Raw genomic sequence first — 21163 nt, forward strand, 5'->3', positions numbered from 1 at the left:
GTTGCGATCCTCGCCCGGCGCGGTGGCCGGGCGCAGCGGCGGGTGTTCCCGCCCGGCTCGCCGGCGGGCCGGCGGTTGCGATCCTCGCCCGGCGCGGTGGCCGGGCGCAGCCGGCCGTCACCGTTGCGCGCGAGGACGAGGCCGCGACGTTGCGATCCTCGCCCGGCGCGGTGGCCGGGCGCAGCGTCGACCGCGCCGACGGCCTCACCCGGTTGAACAGACAGTTGCGATCCTCGCCCGGCGCGGTGGCCGGGCGCAGCCCGAGCTGCGCCGCGAGGTCAAGGCGATCCGCGAGACGTTGCGATCCTCGCCCGGCGCGGTGGCCGGGCGCAGCCTTGGTGATCCCGTCGGACGTCCAGGGGACGGCCCGGTTGCGATCCTCGCCCGGCGCGGTGGCCGGGCGCAGCCCCGCCAGGGCGCCCTGTAAGTCCTCGGCCTTGGTGCCGTTGCGATCCTCGCCCGGCGCGGTGGCCGGGCGCAGCACCGGCGTCCGCTGGGGCGAGGTGACCGCGCTGGCGAAGTTGCGATCCTCGCCCGGCGCGGTGGCCGGGCGCAGCTACGCGTACGCCACCGCCCTCGCGGCTGCCACCGCCGTTGCGATCCTCGCCCGGCGCGGTGGCCGGGCGCAGCCGCGAAGCCAAAGCACCTAGAGACCCCCCCCCAGGGGGTTGCGATCCTCGCCCGGCGCGGTGGCCGGGCGCAGCTGGCCGAGGACGACGGCGGTGACCTGGCGCCCGCTGTGTTGCGATCCTCGCCCGGCGCGGTGGCCGGGCGCAGCCGAGAGGCTGTATCTCGCGGCCAGGACCCGCGGGTGTTGCGATCCTCGCCCGGCGCGGTGGCCGGGCGCAGCCCTCGACGGCGGCCGGATTAACGCCGCCCCCTGGGTTGCGATCCTCGCCCGGCGCGGTGGCCGGGCGCAGCCGACCCCGACATGAGCACCCGAGCCCGACGCGGCGCCGTTGCGATCCTCGCCCGGCGCGGTGGCCGGGCGCAGCCACCGTCACCAGGTACGGCGGCTCCTTCTCCTGGGCGATGTTGCGATCCTCGCCCGGCGCGGTGGCCGGGCGCAGCCCGGGTCGCACTGGCCGTCATCCTGGCACTGGCGGTCGTTGCGATCCTCGCCCGGCGCGGTGGCCGGGCGCAGCCGGTGGTACACCGGCGAGGCCGACCACAACCCCACCGCGTTGCGATCCTCGCCCGGCGCGGTGGCCGGGCGCAGCGCGCGGCCGTGGCCGAGTATGTGTCGCTGACGCTGGTGTTGCGATCCTCGCCCGGCGCGGTGGCCGGGCGCAGCCGGTACAACGCGGAGTCGAGCGGCTTCGCGCCCTGCTGTTGCGATCCTCGCCCGGCGCGGTGGCCGGGCGCAGCGAGCAGGGCGGGGATGTCCTGGCGGGCGTGGGCGATGTTGCGATCCTCGCCCGGCGCGGTGGCCGGGCGCAGCCCGATACTGACCCGACCACCCGGCGTCAGGACATAGACGTTGCGATCCTCGCCCGGCGCGGTGGCCGGGCGCAGCGGGCAAGGTCGCCAAGATCGCAGCAGGAGCGATGACGTTGCGATCCTCGCCCGGCGCGGTGGCCGGGCGCAGCAGCCGCAGAGGATCGCGGTCACGCCGACGGAGCCGACGTTGCGATCCTCGCCCGGCGCGGTGGCCGGGCGCAGCCACCGCGTCCCCGCCGCCGATCGCGTGGTGGCCCCTGGTTGCGATCCTCGCCCGGCGCGGTGGCCGGGCGCAGCCCCTTGGACTTGCCCGCGCCCGAGACCCCCATGGTCAGGTTGCGATCCTCGCCCGGCGCGGTGGCCGGGCGCAGCCTGCCCCCGTGGCGGCCGGGTCGGGTGAGGCTCACGACGTTGCGATCCTCGCCCGGCGCGGTGGCCGGGCGCAGCGCTGCCGCCGCTGCCGCTGCCGCCTCGGCGCCGGCGGTTGCGATCCTCGCCCGGCGCGGTGGCCGGGCGCAGCAACAGCCCCGCCGAGCAGCAGCGGCCGAAACGCTGGGTTGCGATCCTCGCCCGGCGCGGTGGCCGGGCGCAGCGCCTACAACGAGTACGGCAAACGCCTCACCATCTGCGGTTGCGATCCTCGCCCGGCGCGGTGGCCGGGCGCAGCTCGGCGAGGGCGTGGCGGTCGTCAGCGCCGAAGCGTGGTTGCGATCCTCGCCCGGCGCGGTGGCCGGGCGCAGCCTTCCCGAGGACCGCGAGCACGACCCGCACACCCTCAGCGTTGCGATCCTCGCCCGGCGCGGTGGCCGGGCGCAGCCCCCTTCATGTCGCCGCTGTTGGGGTCCATCCATCCGTTGCGATCCTCGCCCGGCGCGGTGGCCGGGCGCAGCCTTCCATTCCGGCCACGGTGGCCCGGCCGACCGCCGGTTGCGATCCTCGCCCGGCGCGGTGGCCGGGCGCAGCCGGCAGTCCAACCCGACCGAGTCGATGACGCTGCGACTGGTTGCGATCCTCGCCCGGCGCGGTGGCCGGGCGCAGCCGCCGACGGCTGGCACGTCCTCGACGTCCTCAACGCGTTGCGATCCTCGCCCGGCGCGGTGGCCGGGCGCAGCGTGGCCGCATGACCGACTTCGACCTGTGGGAGGGCATGTTGCGATCCTCGCCCGGCGCGGTCGCCGGGCGCAGCCAGCCCATACCTTCCCGGCGCGCGGCGCCGTACCGGCTGTTGCGATCCTCGCCCGGCGCGGTGGCCGGGCGCAGCTCGCTGTCGACTTCGTTCTCCTCCACCGCCCAGCGGTAGTTGCGATCCTCGCCCGGCGCGGTGGCCGGGCGCAGCCCATCCGCTCGCCCATGTAGCTGGTGAGGTTCAGGCAGTTGTGATCCTCGCCCGGCGCGGTGGCCGGGCGCAGCCTGGGCGGCTCCGGCGCGGGCTCCGGCGCAACTCGGGGTTGCGATCCTCGCCCGGCGCGGTGGCCGGGCGCAGCTCGACCTGTTCGGCGGGTTGGTGCCGGCCTGGGCACCGTTGCGATCCTCGCCCGGCGCGGTGGCCGGGCGCAGCTGTCCGGCCTCAGCCCGACCACGATCAAGTTCTACGAGTTGCGATCCTCGCCCGGCGCGGTGGCCGGGCGCAGCCGGCCGACCCGCTCGTGCGCCGGATAGATCACCAGCGTTGCGATCCTCGCCCGGCGCGGTGGCCGGGCGCAGCTCGCCGACCGTGGGCTGATCGAGCAGCGCCACGACGTTGCGATCCTCGCCCGGCGCGGTGGCCGGGCGCAGCGCTTGTCGTCGGCGACGGTGGCGGTGACCAGCACGGTGGTTGCGATCCTCGCCCGGCGCGGTGGCCGGGCGCAGCGCTTGGGTTCGACGTGCTTGTCCGGGCCACACCGGTTGTTGCGATCCTCGCCCGGCGCGGTGGCCGGGCGCAGCACGTCGGCGGCCGGGTCGATCGCGTCGACCAGGCGCCGTTGCGATCCTCGCCCGGCGCGGTGGCCGGGCGCAGCACCATTCGGCACATACGGAGGTAGCTTTCGGCCTCACGTTGCGATCCTCGCCCGGCGCGGTGGCCGGGCGCAGCTAGTCATCGATCCGGTCGTCATTTTCGTCGTAGGACGTGTTGCGATCCTCGCCCGGCGCGGTGGCCGGGCGCAGCCTGGGAGACTCAGGGGTCTTCAGCAACCGGAACTTGGTGTTGCGATCCTCGCCCGGCGCGGTGGCCGGGCGCAGCTGCGGAAGCCTTCATCTCGTCCGGGGTGTCACCTGAGATGTTGCGATCCTCGCCCGGCGCGGTGGCCGGGCGCAGCCGTAGTCGATCCGCACGTTCTCCCGCACCCACCGCATGTTGCGATCCTCGCCCGGCGCGGTGGCCGGGCGCAGCCCGTACGCGCGTTGCCGACGCCGCGCGTCGACCCCGGGTTGCGATCCTCGCCCGGCGCGGTGGCCGGGCGCAGCCTGAGGTCTCTCGGGTGTTGCTGTCGCAGATCTCCTCGTTGCGATCCTCGCCCGGCGCGGTGGCCGGGCGCAGCCCGGACGGTTCGGCGGCCGGGTCGACGACGTGCAAAGTTGCGATCCTCGCCCGGCGCGGTGGCCGGGCGCAGCGTTCACGCAGCGGCCCCGGGATGGGATGGTCAGTAGGAGTTGCGATCCTCGCCCGGCGCGGTGGCCGGGCGCAGCCCGAAGCGCCTGTGGCGTTCGTGGAGCGGCCGAGAATCGTTGCGATCCTCGCCCGGCGCGGTGGCCGGGCGCAGCCCCAAACACCCCGCCGGAAAAGGCGCGACGGTTCTACCTGTTGCGATCCTCGCCCGGCGCGGTGGCCGGGCGCAGCGCCACAACAAGGGCGAGCACGCCGCCGGACATGTTGAGGTTGCGATCCTCGCCCGGCGCGGTGGCCGGGCGCAGCGACCATGCGGCCCCAGGTCGCCGCAGCGGCGGCGGTGTTGCGATCCTCGCCCGGCGCGGTGGCCGGGCGCAGCGACGCCCAGCTCGCCGACCTTCCGCCAGGTGCCGGAGTTGCGATCCTCGCCCGGCGCGGTGGCCGGGCGCAGCATCCGGCTGCAACGTCAGGGGCCGATGCAGCGGCACCGTTGCGATCCTCGCCCGGCGCGGTGGCCGGGCGCAGCAGCAGCACGGCGCCGACGTGGTGTTCGTCGACTCGCTGTTGCGATCCTCGCCCGGCGCGGTGGCCGGGCGCAGCCGGCGGTAGATGCCCCGGGTGTAGACCGTCCACGGGGAGTTGCGATCCTCGCCCGGCGCGGTGGCCGGGCGCAGCCCCTCGCCGGCCGCGGGCTGCAGGACCTCGGCGAGGTTGCGATCCTCGCCCGGCGCGGTGGCCGGGCGCAGCTCGTCCGGCACGACGAGCCGCAGTGGACCGAGCAGGTTGCGATCCTCGCCCGGCGCGGTGGCCGGGCGCAGCCAGGGCCTTCTCGTTCTCCCGGCCCTTCGCCGAGTTGTTGCGATCCTCGCCCGGCGCGGTGGCCGGGCGCAGCTGCCGCCACTGGTCGACCTGCGTGGACGGCTCGCTGAAGTTGCGATCCTCGCCCGGCGCGGTGGCCGGGCGCAGCACCGGCCAGCAGCGCCGCGACCACCGTCTGCCCGGGCGTTGCGATCCTCGCCCGGCGCGGTGGCCGGGCGCAGCTGTTCGAGCGCCTGCGCCAGGTCCGAGCCGGACGAGTCGTTGCGATCCTCGCCCGGCGCGGTGGCCGGGCGCAGCCCTTACCGCCTCCGTGACAAGATGCGTCCCGTGGACGAGTTGCGATCCTCGCCCGGCGCGGTGGCCGGGCGCAGCCCGCAGCTCCCCACGGCGCCAACGGCGGCCGGTCGGCGGTTGCGATCCTCGCCCGGCGCGGTGGCCGGGCGCAGCCGGCCCCGCCGGCCCTCAACTGGACGGACAGCCTCGTGTTGCGATCCTCGCCCGGCGCGGTGGCCGGGCGCAGCGACGCGGCCGACGCCGCCGACGAGCTGCTCGGCGCGGCGTTGCGATCCTCGCCCGGCGCGGTGGCCGGGCGCAGCTTCCGAGGCAAGCACATCAACCCCGGCTACTGGGCCGAGTTGCGATCCTCGCCCGGCGCGGTGGCCGGGCGCAGCTTTTCCGGCGGCGCGTTCCTCGAGCTCTCCCTCTGGCCGGTTGCGATCCTCGCCCGGCGCGGTGGCCGGGCGCAGCTCCACATCGCACACGAGGTTCGTCTGCGCCGTCTGGGCGTTGCGATCCTCGCCCGGCGCGGTGGCCGGGCGCAGCCGGACGGTTTTGCGTTGTGACCCACGCCCGAACGGGGGTTGCGATCCTCGCCCGGCGCGGTGGCCGGGCGCAGCTACCGCGACTGACTGTGTGACGGCTCAACAAAGATCGTCGTTGCGATCCTCGCCCGGCGCGGTGGCCGGGCGCAGCGGCCGATCTTCGGCGCGTCACTTGCCCACCAGACGTGAGTTGCGATCCTCGCCCGGCGCGGTGGCCGGGCGCAGCGCGCGACCGGATCCGGCTTCAAGTAGTCGGTCAGGTCGTTGCGATCCTCGCCCGGCGCGGTGGCCGGGCGCAGCCGCCCCCGGAGGGACGCCCGCCGGGCGTCCTCTCGCGTTGCGATCCTCGCCCGGCGCGGTGGCCGGGCGCAGCCGTGGTTCCCGACCGACAGTCGGTCGGGCGTCGGTACCGGTTGCGATCCTCGCCCGGCGCGGTGGCCGGGCGCAGCGAGGGCGGACCGTACGGGCACCTGGGGTACGGCCGGTGTTGCGATCCTCGCCCGGCGCGGTGGCCGGGCGCAGCCGGGCGAGCCCGGCGACCCGGTCATCGACTTCACCCACCTGTTGCGATCCTCGCCCGGCGCGGTGGCCGGGCGCAGCCGCTGCTGCTGCCGGACGAGGACGAGCTGACCGACGAGGTTGCGATCCTCGCCCGGCGCGGTGGCCGGGCGCAGCCGGGATCCAGCCCCCGCCGGGGGCCGCTTCGTATTGTGTTGCGATCCTCGCCCGGCGCGGTGGCCGGGCGCAGCTCGAGTTTGTCGGGCCGCCATACGCCGTCGGCGAGGATGTTGCGATCCTCGCCCGGCGCGGTGGCCGGGCGCAGCACCCCCGACGTCAGCCGCACACGGGTGACACTCGGATTGTTGCGATCCTCGCCCGGCGCGGTGGCCGGGCGCAGCCGCGACCGCGACGGCGTACCGCGCGGATACCAGGCGTTGCGATCCTCGCCCGGCGCGGTGGCCGGGCGCAGCGACGCCGTCGCAGCGACGGATGATGCCCTTCATGCCGCGTTGCGATCCTCGCCCGGCGCGGTGGCCGGGCGCAGCGCATCGCTCGCCTCGAAGACATGCGCGTACTGCGTGCGGTTGCGATCCTCGCCCGGCGCGGTGGCCGGGCGCAGCCGTCCTCGCCGGCCTGGGCGGGGCGGTAGGGCTTCAGGCCGTTGCGATCCTCGCCCGGCGCGGTGGCCGGGCGCAGCGGCTCGCGAGCAGCAAAGATAGCGGTCTGACGATGCACGTTTGACCCGCCCGCGGTCCGATTTGTTCATCTTGTCCATGTCTATCGACTCGGAATCCCTGGGGTTTCCGCGTCCACTTGGGGTTCCTAGATCACCAACGGCCCCCGTGGGTCGATCGGCCGTGGCTTGCCGAGGTGTTCGACATCGTCGAGTGCGTGGGCCGGCAGCCGGTAGATCCGGATGCTGTCCTGGGTCGGGTCGATGGCCTCTTGGAGGGCGGCGACGAAGCGCACCTTGTCGGTTTCGCGGCAGACGACTTCGAACACTGATTTCTGCACGCGGTGGCCGTACGCTTCACAGATTTTGGCGACCTTGCGCAGTCGGCGTTGCCCCTGTGGGGTGACTGTCTCGACGTCGTACGTGACGAGCAGGTCCATGGCTCAGTTCACCGTCCATGGCTGGTACGTAACCACGTCTCCGCGGAGGTGGCGTGCGAGCAGCCGGGCCTGCACGAGCGGCAGCAGTGCGGCGGGCACCTCCCGGCCGAGCTGCGCGTGGGGCCAGTTACGCTGCCTGCTCTGCTGCCAGGCGGCCAGCACGGTCTTGCGTCCACCGTCTGTGAGCCGGTACGCCTTGTTTGGCAGTTCCTCAAAGTCGGTGGGGGTCAGCTCGCGCCGGTTGAGCATGGTGAGCGCGAGCCGGTCGGCCAGTAATGGCCGGAACTCTTCCATCATGTCCAGGGCGAGAGCGGGCTTGCCTGGCCGGACGGCGTGTAGGAAGCCGATGTACGGGTCGAGTCCGACCTGGTCGAGTGCGCCCTGCACGGCGACGCGGAGCATGCCGTACAGGAAAGAGAGCAGGCAGTTCAGCGGATCGGTGGGTGGTCGCTTGTTCCGCCCGGACGCCTTCCAGTCCTTACTCTCGCTGAGCAGGTACGGCATGGCGGCGAAGTAGTCGCGTGCGGCGATGCCCTCGACACCGAGTACTTCGTTGGTGTTGGCTGCGGTGGCGAGCAGTTCAAGCCGCCCGGCCAGCAGTTCGGCGCTCGCCCGCAGCGCGGTCTGCCGATGCCCGCTGCTGTCCCGCGCGGTGCGGAGCAGCACTTGGCGCGCGTTGTGTATCTTGCCGGCGACGACGGCGATCGCGATTGGCAGTTGCCGGTCCGGTGAGTCGGCGGCCCGGTGCTGGGCTTGGCGGAGCAGCGGATTGCCGTGGGTGGGGCCGACCAGGCCAGCCCGGAACCGTCCGCTGCCCGTGAGCCAGCTGACCGAGCGGCCGTCGTCGGCGCATCGCAGCAGCAGATCGTCGCTGGGTGTCACACCGCTGAACAGGACCAGGTGGTCGAGCCGGACGAGCGGCAGCAGCCGGCGTCCGGGCTGGTCGGGGTGGTACACCCGGACGGTGTCACCGTCGAGGTGCAGGCTGGTGCCGGGGGTTTGCACGTAGAGGGTGTTGAGCAGCTCAGTCACGCCACTGTCCCAACGGTCGTGGGGTCAACAGGTCGGGTGTGGCCTGCCTCCGGCCGTCGGTCAGCTCGGGCAGGCAGTTCTCGCGCAGTGAGCATCGCCGGCAGCGGGCGTCGTTGCGTGCCGCGGGCAATGCCGGGGTGTCCAACATCCGGCGTACGGCCGCGGTCGCGGCCACGACCCGGTCGAGCAGGTTGGCGTCGATGGGTATCGCGTGTCGGCGCCGTTCGGCGACCGAGTAGATGTAGCCGGTTGGCACGTCGAAGCCGGCTTCGAGGAGGCAAAGCGCCTGCCCGCCGAGTTGCAGCTCGGCGGGCCCGCCGGCTTTGTACCGTCCGACCTTGTATTCGACGGGTGTGGCCGTAACCTTCTCGAACTCGACGATGTCGCAGATGCCGCGTAGGCCGTGGGTGTGGCTCCACACCGGTAGTGACCGGATCACGGTGAGGCCCCGCCGGCGGTGGATGCCGGGCAGGTCGACGGTGGTGTGGCTGAGGTCGCCGCGTACCGTCTCGGCGCTTTCCGCCCAGATGCCTTCGACGTGGATCAGCGCGGTCTGCCGGTGGCAGTAGGCGTAGTGCTCCAGCGCGGACAGCGGCACCTCCCGCAGGTCGGTGCCGCTGTCCGTCGGGTGGTCGCTGGTCACGGCCAGAGGTCGACCAGCTTGGTCAGCTCGACACCGTTCGGCAGTCCCGACTCGTCCATGGTGCGGGTGTAGTCGGTGTGTGCCCGCGCTGCCTTGTCGTCGTTTTTGCGCTTGAGCGTGATGCGCTGGGTGAGGGCGGCCGACGGGGCGACCCCGAACGCGTCAGGGTGGCTGAACACGTAGAGCCCGCACAGCTTCATCTCGCCCCGGGTGGCGGCCCGGTCGTGGTCGAACATGACCGTGATGGCCTGCCACAGAGCGGCCAGGTCATCGCTGGTCACGCCGGTCTTCACCGCGCGCGGCGCGGAGTAGAACGCGTGCGCCCGGTACAGGCCGTACGGGACGGTCCACTTGGAGCCGATCTCCGTGCGCTCCCCCTTGTCGATGTCCTCCTGCCGGGTCTGCGTGACCCGGGTGATGGTGTGGTCGGTGGGCAGGATCGGATCGATGCTGCGGGCGAAGGTGAGCTGGAGCGGGCCGCGGACCTGCCCGGCGCCGCCGCCCTTGCCGGTGCTGAGCACGCCGCCGAACATGCGGATGTCGAAGTAGTGCTGGCACATCCAGCGTTGCGCCTCGTCGGCCTTGCCCGGGTTGGCCTTCAACGCCGCCTCGATCCGGGTGTTCAGGGCGAAGCCGGCCTCGACGAAGATGCCGTAGCGCGGGTCGTCGCCGCGCAACAGCGACACCGTGTCGCGGATCTTGCGCTTGATCGCCACGTCGGTGACCAGGCCCTGTCCGCTCTCGTCGTCGGTACGCGGCTGGTTGCCGGCGTCCGGGTCGCCGTTGGGGTTTCCGTCGCTGACGTCGAACAGCAGGACGGCGTCGTGGCGGCGGGTGGGGTCGAGGTGTGCGGCGGTCATGCGTTGTCTCCTTCGTCGTTGCTGGTCGGCGCCGCGTCGGCGGGCTCCGGAGGCAGGTCGGTCTTCTTCTTGTTCGCGGCGGCCGCGAGTCGTTCGGTGCGCATCTCGGCCCGCTGCTGGTGGTAGCCAAGGATGAACTGGGCCTTGTCGGTCAGCACCGCGCCGTTGGGAATCGCGACGCCGAGCTGGACGAACAGGTCGTCGAGTCGACGTTCGTACGCCTCGGACCAGTTCGGCCGGCGCAGGGGCCCGCGCAGCCGTTTGAGCCACGCCTGCACATTGCGGCGGCCGGAAACGATGACGACCTGTGGGTTGTCGATAGCCCGGCCGAAGTAGCGTTCGGCAAAGGTGGTGTTCAGCTTCTGGTCGGCGACCCGGAACACGGTCCGTTGCAGGTCGTCCATGACGGCGAAGATGCGGCCGGATACGTAGGCCGGCTGCTTGTGCTCCACATTCAAGGTCGGTGTCAGCCTCTCTCGTTCATGCGCGGGCAGGTTCGGATGACGGCGAAGGGCAAGCCGGATCAGTGCGGCCCGGGCCGCGTCGAGCCGGCCGTCGATACGGATCCGGTTGATGACATGGTTGAGCAGCTTCGGCGGCAACGGCCGCTTGAGCAGCGCGGCGCCGAGCAGCCGGTGGAACACGTCGGGCGGTCGGTGCTCGCCGGAAGCCCCGAACCTGGTCCAGGTCCCGGGGCCACCGTTGCGTCCGGCCTCGAACCGCCCCGCCGCCCGGGCCAACTGGGAGACCTTGACCTCCACCACCTCACCGGTCCAGGCGTCAACGATCTTGTGGTCGCCGAACCAGGCCCGGACGTTGTCCTTCACCTGGCGAATCGGCTGCTCAACCCAGTCCCGTACGACCACCCGGGCCACGTTGCCGCCCACGGTCACCGAGCAGTACCGGGACAGATCATCGACCGCCGCTTCCTTGCCGCTGGCGGGACTCGCGATCAGGCTCTGAATCTGGGCCGGGTCCAGCTGCTCCACGGTCGCCCACGGGTCAAACGTCGAGCCGCCCAGCACCCACCAGGCGAGCCGGGCGTTCTGCCCGGACAGTGCGGTGCTGTGCAGCGGATCGGAGAGCAGACCGGTCAGCGCGGTCATGAACTTGAGGCCGCAGTCGGTGCAGATCGGGGTGTTGGTGAGGAACTTCTGCAGCTCGTAGCCGTGCGTGGCCTCGTTCATGCTGACCAGCGAGGCGCTTTGGGTGGCGCCGGGCAGCCACCGCCGAGGAATCTGCTGAGGCACAGTCTTGAGCAACGGCTGCACCTGCCCGCAGACCAGACACAGGCCGGACCGGCCCGAACCCTTCCGGTCGCCGGCCACCCCGGCCCAGAACCGCCGCGCCGCACCGGTGTCCGCCGCGTAGACCCCGTCGACCCAGAAGCCGATCAGGTCACCCCTGCTCCAATCGGCCGGCGGTTGGAGCTCGCTGGCGTGCCCGTCCCGGTAGAAGGCGGCGATGGCCGGGCCCGGGCCGTCCGGTTCGGCGGCGGCCCAGTCGCTGATCAGGGCGCGGAAGGCGTCATACTGCTTCGCAACCCGCTCCGGCTTGGCACCCTCCGAGATCCAGCCGAAGACGTACTCGCCGTTGTCGACAGCGAGCGCGGGCGAGATCCCAACCGTTCGGGTCACCGCCGGCACCAGCCGCTGCGCGCCGAACCGGCGCTGCGGGTCGTCCTTGTCGGCGGTGCTGACAAGGTCTCCCCGGGGTACGCCGTTCGCGTCGATCTCCAGGCTCCACCGCACGGGCTTCCGAGCGTAGAACGCAGGGATGACGTCGGCGCTGGTGTCGGCGTACTCCACCAGACGTTGCAGCAGCACTAGGCCACCTGGCCTTCCACCGGCAGCGCCAACTCGATCCCACGCTCGGGCACGTAGAGCACACCGTCGACGACCCGAGCCGCGAACCACTCCATCCTCGGCTGGGCGGACCTTCCGTCCCGGTGGATGGAGTGCAGCATGATGCCGATCTCCTCGTTGACCTCCGCGCGCCGGGTGTCATCCGGCCAGCCGAACTCGGCGCTGAACTCGCGAGTGCCGAGATACGGCTGCTGGAAGCACGCTCCCTTGCGGACCCGACGACGAAGCTGATCCCGATACGCCGCGACCGGCTTGTCCGCGTGCGCAGCCAACTCGATGTGCGCGTGAATCCGGTACGCCACGTCGCGCAAGCAGACGGCGTTGCGCTGATCGCGGTGGGCAGCGGTATCCACCCGGCGGATGCCCTTGATCGCCTCAGACAGCGGCGCGACATCGGAGGTCTCGTTACGCCGCACCGAGAACTGCTTCACCGGCTTGAGCACCTCGATCGCGACAACCTGGTACCGCATCTCCGGCTTCCAGAAGATCGACTCGAGTACGCCCACCGCAGCCGACGGAGTCATCACCGGATAGCTGACCCGCTCCACCTTCAGCTCCGGCCGCGAGAACAGCGCCGCCTCACCACTGACCTGCACAACCACCGGGAGATCACCCTCCGGGCTACGCCTCAGCGTCAGCCCGTTAACCACATCCGTCGTCACAGAACAAATCCCTCCACCTCAAACCAGAGGCAATCGAACATACGATCGAGAATTCACCTAACCACGGGATCAACGCATCCCTCGCACAGCGAGTGCGAGCATGCCTCAGCGGTACGACACTTTTCACCTTCAGGCGACAGATAGATCATCTATTACCGGTCGGACTGCGACCTCGGCAAGAGCAGGGGCGGCCCAGCCGTCCGCCGTCGAAAGACTCGCATCGCTCGACTCAAGACGGCACGCAGGCTCGGACCGGCGCATGCCGCGCCAGCAACGTTTCGATCCTCAGTGCTCACAGGCACTGCAGCCAAAAGCGCGGACAACCTGACGGTCAAGGACCGAGAGCGATTGGAGCTAATACGAACTTCCTTCGGAGTCGCTCAGTGTGCCGCGTTCCGGAGCATTGACCCCGACAATAGCGCAGCTTCGTTGCAGGCGCCGCAGGCCGCCTCCCAAATGTTTGCCACCGCCGACCATCCATGCCACGCTTCTCGCCGTTGACCCAAGAGGACATCCCGATCAGCCAGTTGATCGAGTCAAGGAAGATGCATGGGCAATGATCAAAAAGCCGCATCGGCACCCCGTGCCCAACAAGCGGCCCCTCCCGCCAATCGACTACCACCAAGGATCGTATTGATCTTGGCCGTGGCGATCCAACTAGCGATCGCAGTAGCGCCCAGAGAAGGCGTGACCACCGGGATAACAGTCGGCCTTCTCGCGGTTCTGGCACTAGATCGCCTCATGGAATGAAGCCTCAAGTCGCCAGTCGGGCGAGAAGTGCAGACGCGCGTCCAGGCAACCATTCAGGACCACGATGGCATCTGGCTGTCAGAGAACGAACTGTTCCAGGTTCGGGTCGAGGTTGATGCCGGTGGCGTCGTCATACTCACCCACCCACTCGACCAACACGCCGCGGCGCACCTCGTTGCCGCCGAGGATCGGCCGCATCAGTGCCATCACGCCGGGTTGGCGCAGGGCACTGGGGTGGACGTTCGTCGTGTACGGCTGCAACCGTCGCAGCTTCGCCAAGTCCGGGACAGGCGCCTGGCGCAACTCCTCGACCAGTTGCTCCAGTTCATGTTGCCGTTCAGGTGTTTCGGCACCCTGTGGAGTCACCACGCTGATTCCGTCATCGTTGATCATCCGGAACGCCAGCTTCCGATCCCGCCGCTTGGTGCTCGCGTCCATCGGTCCCTCGGCGACGGTCTCGAACTCCCACCGCCGTCGGGCCTGCTGGATGCGCTGCCCGACGTGCTGGCCGTCGGCGAGATTGAGCAGGTCGTACACGTTGCGGTAGTAGCGTCCGAGCGCCGCCAGGTCGTCCGGGTCGGCTTTGTCCGGTCCGAACTGGCGCCCGGTGCAGCCGACCAGTGTCTTGTACGTGGGCGGCTGCCCGCCGTCCTCCGGCGCGAACACAACAACCCGGCCGCCCTCGGTCATCCGCCCCTCGCGGTTCGCTCGCCCCGCTGCCTGCAGCAGCGAGTCAGCCGGCGCCATAGCCCGGAAAACCAACGGGAAGTCGACGTCCACCCCAGCCTCGATCAGTTGGGTGGCCACAAGCAAGACGCGCTCGCCCCGGCCAAGGCGTACCCGTACCGTCTCCAGCACCCGCCGCCGGTGGTCCGGGCACATCCGGGTGGACAGGTGCCAGGCCACACCATCCAGCTCGGCATCCCGCCACCAATCGAACACCGCCTTGGCGTCCGCGGTCGTATTGACCACGACCAGCGCCGCAGGCTCCGACGCGGCCTGGTCGGCGATGCCGGCCAGCGTTGGCTTCGGGTCGAGCTGCCACTCGTACCGCACCCGGCGCAGATCACTAACCAGCTTCGGCGTGTCGTGGATCAGGTCGGTGCAGGGCACGCCCTTGAACTCATCCAGCGCCCAGAAACTCGGCTGTGTCGCCGAGGAGAGCAGCACGGTCGCGCCGAAGTGCCGCACGAGCAACCGAAGTCCGTCGAGGATCGGCGCGAGCATCGCGTGCGGCAACGCCTGCACCTCGTCCAGCACGATCACCGAGTTGGCCAACCGGTGCACCCGGCGCATCGCCGACGGCTTGCGAGCGTACAACGCTTCAAAGAGCCGGACGAAGGTAGTGACGACGAACGGCGCGTCCCAGTTCTCCGCCGCCAGCCGCGCCCACCGACCGGCGCTCGAGTCGTCGAAGTCAGCCTGACTGTGGTGTTCGAGAACAACCGACTCAGCGCCGTCCTCGTCGAGCAACCTACGATAGACGGCGGCGTTCTGCTCGGTGATAGTGAGGAACGGAACCGCGACGATCACCCGACGCAAGCCATGCTTCTCCGCGTGCCGCAGCGCGAAGCCACCGCCCGCAAGGGTCTTCCCGGCCCCGGTCGGCGCACCGAGCCGGAACACCCCACGATCCCGCTCAGCCGCCGCGAGGCAGTCCGTGTAGACCTGCTCCCGCAGACTGCCGATCAAAGTACCGCCGCGTCCGGCGAGTGCGTCACACCGCCGCTGCTCGAAGAGCTTGTAGAGATGACCGAAGTCGACGTCTGGACGCACCCGTGGACTGGCCAATCCCTGAAAATGCGCGCTGGTGTCCAGGCTGTCCGCGTCGACCAGAGCGCTGTAGCACAGACGCAGCGCCATCTCCCCCACCAGCGGATCTGCCCGCCAGTCCGCCGGCACCAAGTGGTCGAACTGCTCCGGCAGGTCCGGCAACAGCCCGGGCAGTTCCCGCTCAGCGGACGCCGCGTTGCTGGGCGCGTCAGCAAGTCTCCTCCGGAACGCCTCACGCAGACTAGGCGTATCGATCAGTCCACCATGGTGGCCGAAGATCGCATCGGCGAACCCGCCAAGTCCACGCTCATACGCGACCCGGGTACCGAGTGACTTATGGTCGATGCCGACGGGACCGCCCGTGGCCGCGACAGCAGCAAGTTTGTCCTGCCAGGCGCAGGCCGCCTTCCCCACGTCATGCAGCGCACCAAGCCAGTACGCCACGTCACCCCCACCGAACGGGACGGTGAACCGTCGCGCGAGCTCGGCGGTACTACGAAGATGATCAGCAAGATCATGCCACCGACTGCGGCCAGGACCAGGGCTGTGCGCCCAGAGAGTACTCACATCAGACACCGAATCGTCCTTCGAACGTCGTTGGAATGCCTCACCAATCAATGGGGATTTGACACCGGAGCCCTTGATGGTATCGATGGTTGCTGGTTGTCCAGTGGGCCGAGGTGACGCGAAGCAGTCACCGTCTGACGGCAATCGGGCCGGTTGGCGTCGGCAACCGCGCTGCCCGCCCACAGACGGCCAGAACGTACAGGCAACTGCCGATCTTCGACGGGACCGGTCATGGCCGAGGGCGGCTACTGCGGCATTCTGAGCCAGCAGCCGCGCGGCCATGCAACCTACCTCTGCGGTAGCTACGCCAGGGGATGGGGTTCGTTGGTGAGGGCTGTAAGCGCGGCAGCGACCTCCTGGAGGCTCGCCCGCACGTAGGTCGTGGTCGTGCCTACGTCGCCGCAGCTGTCGGAGTGGCCGGCGTAGGCGCGGGCGACGGCGTAGCCGAAGTTACGCTCCACCCACGTCAGCGTCGTGTGCCGCAGCCAGTGCGTGCTGATCTGCTGCACGTACACCCACGGCAGGTGCTCACCGACGCGAACCCACAGGTGGTCATAGCGTCGGTACGCGATCGGGTGCCCGTTCCGGTACCGCAGCAATTGGCCCGTTCCCGTGGCGTGCCGCTCTTCGGCATGCCGCTGCAGGTGTCTCATCAGTGTCGGTGACACCGGCTGCCACCGCACCGTGTCCCCCTTCTCCCGGAGCAGAATCAGGCACTGGTCCGGGTCGAGGTCGACCGGCCGCAACGCCAGCGCACCGCCACGGCGGCACGCCGTCTCGGTATGCAGCCGCAGCAGCAAACTGTCCAACGCCGGATCATCGCCGGTGCTGGCCGCCACGGCGTTGATCTCCGCCAACCGGGTGTCCGCCACTGCCCGCCGGGTGCTCGGCAACCGCCGCGGCTTGGCCACCTTCAGCGCGGGATTGTCCGCCGCCGCGATGAACCCGTCCGCGACCGCCCGCTTGCACAGACACCGCAACGCCGCGATCAGATGCTCCGCCGCACTGCGTCCACCACGGGCGTTACGCCGGGCCACCACGTGCGTCTTGACGTACTCCGCCAACTGCTCGATCTCCGACGGTGTCGGCTCACCCAGCCGCCGCTGTCCCCAGTGGTCCAGGACCCGATTCCAGTACGAGCCATACGCCCGCCTCGTGCCCGCGGTGACGGCCGCCGACACGACCGGCACGTACTCGGCGAACGTCGGCGCCGGTGGCCGCGCTGATGCCGCCTGAACAAGATCAGCCGGCGAGATACCCATCCGCGCCAGCAACAACCGGGCGGCATCCAACTCCGCTCGCCCCGCCGGCGTGTCGCTCATACGCGATCACCGCCAAGGGGCCGCGGCGTGGGCCTGGGCGATCATCGCGTCCAGCGCAGCCGGTGGGTGCACCACGAGCCGGGAGGCGTCCAGGTCGGCCGCCAGGAACACGCGGTCGCCGGCGGTGAGCCCACACCACTGCCGGACCACAGCCGGCAGTCGCAGGTGCCCTTCCTTGGTTACGGCGAACACGCCCTGCTGATCGGCGGCCACGATGATCAGCCCGCGATGTTCCCGAATGTCGAGTCGACGGCCAGGCATCCACCCGAGAGCCTTCATCGCGGTCCGGTCGGCAACGCGTCCACGGGAGTCGAGGGTGACCAGGCCATAGACGGTGCTCGCAGCGCGATGGGAGACGAGTCTCGCCAGCGGCAAGGGCGGTCGTTTGACTGCGCCCCCGGCGGATTTTCCGCGGCCAGCGCTCAGCTGACCTGGCAGAACCACAGCCGGGATGACGGCGGAGACAGCCTGGTTACTCACGCCGCCCACCATCCCGTAAACGGGGCCGCCATGGGCTTACAGAGAGTGAACGAGGGTGGTTGAAGTCCCTCAACCACCGGTCCGCAAAACGTCGCACGAATGCTACGCGGGAGTGTCCGAGGGGGGATTCGACCGTGGTGCGGACGGTGTTGCGATCCTCGCCCGGCGCGGTGGCCGGGCGCAGCCTTGCGAGGCCGACGGGCGGCCGAGCAGGGAGGAACCCCGTTGCGATCCTCACCCGGCGCGGTGGCCGGGCGCAGCCGCTGCCATCCGTCGACGCGCACCAGCGCCTCGTAGTTACGATCCTCGCCCGGCGCGGAGACCGGGCGCAGCGTCCGAGCTCGGCACGCCGTGCCAGCGGCAGATCGCCATGTTGCGATCCACACCCGGCGCGGTGGCCGGGCGCAGCACCCAGGACAGCCAGGCCACCCGGCTGCGCTACAGCACGTTGCGATCCTCGCCCGACGCTGTGGCCGGGCGCAGCCGACGTCGGGGTCTCTCCGGGTGATGCGGACCTCACCGTTGCGATCCTCGCCCGACGCGGTGGCCGGGCGCAGCGCGTTGTAGACCTCGGCGGCCTCCTCGTCGTCGCCGACGTTGCGATCCACGCCCGGCGCGGTGGCCGGGCGCAGCGTGGCCGAGGGCCCGGTGATTGTGCTCCTCCAGGCAGCGGTTGCGATCCTCGCCCGACGCGGTGGCCGGGCGCAGCTCGAGCACACTGCGCCTATCAGCTCGCGATCTTAGGCTGCGATCCTCGCCCGGCGCGGTGCCGGGCGCAGCTCGATGTGCACGTCACCGCCTGCTCCGGGTCGCCCTGGTTGCGATCCTCGCCCGGCGCGATGGCCGGGCGCAGCCGCCGTCCCTACCTGCGTCGGTGATGTGGGTCGGGGTGTTGCGATCCTCGCCCGGCGCGGTCGCCGGGCGCAGCCTCGCGCAGCGCCACGAGGCCGACCAGCGCGCGGTCGTTGCGTTCCTCGCCCGGCGCGGTGGCTGGGCGCAGCACGCGCAGACCGGCAACGCTCAGGCCGAGCGAGTCGCGGTTGCGCTCCTCGCCCGGCGCGGGGACCGGCCGCAGGCGTCGCTGTTCTGGGTCGCCCCGGACACCCGGGTGTTGCAATCCTCGCCCGACGCAGTGGCCGGACGCAGCGCTCGGGTGACAAGTTTGCGCACCGGCGCGTTCGTGCCGTTGCGATCCTCGCCCGGCGCGGTGGCCGGGCGCAGCCCCCCGGTCACCCCCTCCCAGACGCCTGCTGAGGTGCGGTTGCGATCCTCGCCCGGCGCGGTGGCCGGGCGCATCTGCGGGACGCCGACGCGGCTGATGACGCCACCTGGGCGGCCTGCTGCTTACTTGCGGTCCTCGAGATCGAGTCGGTGCCTGTCAGCAGCGGCTTGGGCGCGCACTTCGTTACGGAATGCTTCGTCGATCTCGTCGTCCAGTTCGTCGTCGGACACGTGGTCCTCGAGGTCGGTTGAGGAGACGGCGTACTCGCGGTAGAGAAGCCAGCATCCGCGAATGCCGGACAGTAGGTCCTCGAGCATGTCGCGGGCGGGACGCAGCGGGTCCAGAGTGGTCAGCCGAATCGTCGTGATCTCGCCAACCGCTTCGCCTCCGCCCGCCCTGACCTGCTCGGCTTCTTCGTCGGCTTCCTCGATCTTCTCTCGTAGGTCATCGATGTCGGGTGCCTCGCCCTCAGCGACCGCCATGGCCTCGCAGATCATCCTGGTCACCACGTCTGTCGGCGACAGGCCGATCTCCATCCGCTCCAGGAGCGCCGTGGGTGTCGCGTGCGGCAGCGCTTCGATGTCGTCGGCCTCTACCAGGACGTCGCTTGCGGCACCTTTGGAGGCCTCCGCCGCCACGTCGGCGGCTGCCTGCAGCCAGTGCGCCGCCGCCACGCACGCCGAGGTCGGATCAAGCTCCAGAAACAACTCTTCTCCGCCAAGCGGGTCATTCATCAGAATCCGGTCGGCAGCGGCGACCTGGACCGGCGAGGCAGCTTGGCGCGTCAGTTGCACGGCCTGCGCCGAGCGTCCCGACAGGTCCCCCAGTTCGGCACCCTCCACCGCCGCGAACTCTGCCTCGACATCGGCAACCACCGCAGCAGTGAGATCCGCGTCCGCGGCAGCGTGCAGGCAACGGCCCACTCGATGGGCGCGTTCCTCCACCGGGTCGTACGACACCATCAACATCCCGTTGCTGTCAGGCAAGCTCGGCTTCCTGATACGAGCGGCCACGGAAGCGAACTCGTTCCGGGTCTGCTCTCGCCGCCACCCCTCGGTATTGATCTCCAAGCTGTCGGCGGCGCTCGCTGGATGCGTATAGCAGCGCCAGAGCGCCTCGGACAGGCCCGACAACTCGGCCGCCAGCGCCAGCCGCTGTCTCGGCTCGATACTCGCCGCCAGCGATGCGACCCGAATCGCGACAGACCCGTAGCCGGTCTCCCAGATCGCCAACAGCTCACTGCGACTCTCGTCGATTGCGTACCGCGTCATCGCCGCCCTCCCCGAAACCGCCGCAGCCTACCGGTAACGACGCGATCACGCACGGCCCTGCCGTGCGTGATCGCGTCAGCCAGCGAACTACACTCGCTCGCCGATTCCCAGCCGGGCCTGCGTCTCCTGCGCCCGCTCGGCCGCCGCACTCGCACCGTAGTGACGGGGCATGTCATCGGATGCCCAGCCGAGCAGCAGCATGAGATCGCCGGTGTCTCCCCCGGCACGCTTCCACTCGTGGGCAAAGGTGTGGCGCCACCGGTGCGCGTGCACGTCCGGCACTCCGGCCGCCTTACCCAGCCGCTTGAGGAGGATCTTGATGCCATTCGGAGTCAAGGGGGCCGCGCCGCGCTCGGCCAACCACAGCTGAGGCAGTGCGGCGCCCTTGTGCTTGCCCCGGGCCCGTAGATAGCGACTGAGAGCCCTGGCGGTCTTGGGTCCGAACCGTACCCGGCGGTCCTTGGCACCCTTGCCATGGAAGTGCACCGACTCGGTGTTCAGGTCGACATCGGCCACGAGGAGGTTGCCCACCTCGGACAGCCGAGCACCGGTGTTGCAGTACAGCCGAATCAGCGCCTCGTCGCGCAAGTTGACGAAGCCCTTGCCCTTGCACGCATCGAGGAGCTTGCCGGTGTCCTCGTCGCGCAGAACCGGGATCAGCTTCCGGGGTGTCTTCGGCTGCCGAACCCGCTCCATCGGCGAGCGGTCGATGGCCTGCTCGTCGACGAGCAGCCACTTGAAGAACTGCTGCAGCCCCTTGTGCTTGTTCAGCGCGGTCGACGCGGACCGGGTGTCGATCATCCAGGCCTGGAACGCCTCCACGTGCGCCCGCGTCACCACGCACGGGTCGTCAGCCGCATCATCGGCGTCCGGATCCGGGGACGACTCCCCCAGATACCGACCCAACTGCGCCCCAGCGAGAAGGTAGTTGTAGCGGGTGGTCTCCGGGTAGTTCCCGGCCCGCAGCGACCGATCCCAGTCCCGAAGGAACCCGGCCCAGGTCCGGGACAATCCGACGGTGAGCTTCTGAAGATCGAGGAGTGGCATCGCAACCTGCCCGAGTCAAGGAGTCCAACAGCGGCGTGCTAGACCAGGCATCCATGCCAAGCAATGAAAAGAGGGTTTCCGCAAGTCTCTGACCTGCGGAAACCCTCTCGCTGTCGGGACGGCCGGATTCGAACCGACGACCCCTTGACCCCCAGTCAAGTGCGCTACCAAGCTGCGCCACGTCCCGATGCCCCCGCGCGGATCTCCCCGCGACAGCCGGTACAGCTTAGCGCACGATCATCCCGTCGTCCGCACTGGCCCCTCCCGCCCCCGAGCCGCGTCGCCCACCTCACCACCCGCAGAGCATCCTAGGAGGATAGGTCAGAAAATGGGAGCGGAAAATGCCGGATGGGAGCGGTGCTCCCATCCGGCATCAAGGTCCGGC

Annotated in this window: 12 protein-coding genes, 1 tRNA gene and 1 CRISPR repeat array (1 of these 14 running past the window's edge); of the genes, 1 reads left to right on the forward strand and 12 read right to left on the reverse strand. The window is 70.5% G+C overall.

Going from position 1 to position 21163, the window contains the following annotated elements:
* A CRISPR array of direct repeats spans positions 1 to 6868; the repeat unit is 37 nt; unit sequence GTTGCGATCCTCGCCCGGCGCGGTGGCCGGGCGCAGC (it extends 5208 nt beyond the left edge of the window).
* Positions 6869 to 6993: 125 nt separating this feature from the next.
* From cas2 to ACGF5G_RS32570, 9 genes are all read right to left on the reverse strand, one after another.
* Complete coding sequence (cas2, locus tag ACGF5G_RS32530; protein WP_393270035.1) at positions 6994 to 7284, reverse strand: CRISPR-associated endonuclease Cas2; 291 nt, start codon at positions 7282 to 7284, stop codon at positions 6994 to 6996.
* A gap of 3 nt (positions 7285 to 7287) precedes the next feature.
* On the reverse strand, positions 7288 to 8316 hold the full coding sequence (cas1c, locus tag ACGF5G_RS32535; RefSeq protein ID WP_393270038.1) for a type I-C CRISPR-associated endonuclease Cas1c: 1029 nt from the start codon (positions 8314 to 8316) through the stop codon (positions 7288 to 7290).
* The gene (cas4, locus tag ACGF5G_RS32540) at positions 8309 to 8959 is read right to left on the reverse strand and encodes a CRISPR-associated protein Cas4 (protein ID WP_393270041.1); all 651 of its coding nucleotides are present in this window, start codon (positions 8957 to 8959) and stop codon (positions 8309 to 8311) included. The genes cas1c and cas4 overlap by 8 nt, the downstream gene beginning before the upstream one ends.
* Positions 8956 to 9819 (reverse strand): type I-C CRISPR-associated protein Cas7/Csd2, encoded by an 864-nt coding sequence (gene cas7c, locus ACGF5G_RS32545; RefSeq protein ID WP_393270044.1) that lies wholly within the window; start codon positions 9817 to 9819, stop codon positions 8956 to 8958. Before cas7c ends, cas4 begins: the two co-directional genes overlap by 4 nt.
* Complete coding sequence (cas8c, locus tag ACGF5G_RS32550; RefSeq protein WP_393270047.1) at positions 9816 to 11645, reverse strand: type I-C CRISPR-associated protein Cas8c/Csd1; 1830 nt, start codon at positions 11643 to 11645, stop codon at positions 9816 to 9818. The genes cas7c and cas8c overlap by 4 nt, the downstream gene beginning before the upstream one ends.
* Positions 11645 to 12334, reverse strand: coding sequence for a type I-C CRISPR-associated protein Cas5c (gene cas5c, locus ACGF5G_RS32555; protein WP_393270120.1), 690 nt, complete (start codon positions 12332 to 12334; stop codon positions 11645 to 11647). Before cas5c ends, cas8c begins: the two co-directional genes overlap by 1 nt.
* 840 nt (positions 12335 to 13174) lie before the next feature.
* Positions 13175 to 15436, reverse strand: coding sequence for a CRISPR-associated helicase Cas3' (cas3, locus tag ACGF5G_RS32560; RefSeq protein ID WP_393270123.1), 2262 nt, complete (start codon positions 15434 to 15436; stop codon positions 13175 to 13177).
* Between the two features lie 302 nt (positions 15437 to 15738).
* Positions 15739 to 16758 (reverse strand): tyrosine-type recombinase/integrase, encoded by a 1020-nt coding sequence (locus ACGF5G_RS32565; RefSeq protein ID WP_393270050.1) that lies wholly within the window; start codon positions 16756 to 16758, stop codon positions 15739 to 15741.
* Positions 16759 to 16764: 6 nt separating this feature from the next.
* Positions 16765 to 17238, reverse strand: a complete 474-nt coding sequence (locus tag ACGF5G_RS32570; protein WP_393270053.1) for a hypothetical protein — start codon at positions 17236 to 17238, stop codon at positions 16765 to 16767.
* Positions 17239 to 17608: 370 nt separating this feature from the next.
* On the opposite strand from ACGF5G_RS32570, the gene ACGF5G_RS32575 reads away from it, so the two are divergent.
* Entirely contained in the window at positions 17609 to 17746 is a 138-nt protein-coding gene (locus ACGF5G_RS32575) for a hypothetical protein (protein WP_393270056.1), read from the forward strand.
* A gap of 836 nt (positions 17747 to 18582) precedes the next feature.
* On the opposite strand, the gene ACGF5G_RS32580 is transcribed toward ACGF5G_RS32575, so the two are convergent.
* The 3 genes from ACGF5G_RS32580 to ACGF5G_RS32590 all read right to left on the reverse strand — a co-directional run bounded on the left by ACGF5G_RS32580 (position 18583) and on the right by ACGF5G_RS32590 (position 20965).
* On the reverse strand, positions 18583 to 19731 hold the full coding sequence (locus ACGF5G_RS32580) for a hypothetical protein (RefSeq protein WP_393270059.1): 1149 nt from the start codon (positions 19729 to 19731) through the stop codon (positions 18583 to 18585).
* 87 nt (positions 19732 to 19818) lie between these two features.
* A complete protein-coding gene (locus ACGF5G_RS32585; protein WP_393270061.1) occupies positions 19819 to 20778 on the reverse strand; it encodes a tyrosine-type recombinase/integrase in 960 nt (319 codons plus the stop codon).
* 113 nt (positions 20779 to 20891) lie between these two features.
* Positions 20892 to 20965: transfer RNA gene (locus ACGF5G_RS32590), tRNA-Pro, on the reverse strand.
* Positions 20966 to 21163 lie beyond the last annotated feature (198 nt).

Origin of the sequence: Micromonospora sp. NPDC047730 (assembly GCF_043204765.1) — a bacterium.
Classification (GTDB): Bacteria; Actinomycetota; Actinomycetes; order Mycobacteriales; family Micromonosporaceae; genus Micromonospora.